The sequence below is a fragment of the Streptococcus sinensis genome, from assembly GCF_000767835.1.
Taxonomy (GTDB): domain Bacteria; phylum Bacillota; class Bacilli; order Lactobacillales; family Streptococcaceae; genus Streptococcus; species Streptococcus sinensis.
In genome coordinates, this window is record NZ_JPEN01000025.1 from 1 (window position 1) to 234 (window position 234).

Annotated in this window: 1 protein-coding gene; it reads left to right on the plus strand. The window is 48.9% G+C overall.

Features of this window, described 5'->3' with window-relative positions; genetic code table 11:
• Window positions 1-48: 48 nt before the first annotated feature.
• Entirely contained in the window at window positions 49-165 is a 117-nt protein-coding gene (locus tag SSIN_RS11115) for a G5 domain-containing protein (protein WP_425314562.1), read from the plus strand.
• The last annotated feature ends 69 nt before the right edge of the window (window positions 166-234 follow it).

Consider the following 234-nt stretch of genomic DNA (forward strand, 5'->3'; position numbering starts at 1 on the left):
CCAGCAGAAGGCGTTAAGAATCTGGTCGTGGAACAGCCACGCTTGGATGTGGTAACTGAAGCTCTACCGTTTACCACTGTTGAACGAGAAAATGCACAATTGCCTAAGGGGACACGAAAAGTTGTCCAAGAAGGTAAAGACGGCGAGAAAACCACTCTCTTNTAAAGACGGCGAGAAAACCACTCTCTTTGAAGTGACGATGGAGAATGGTCAGGAAACCGGCCGTGTGACTCG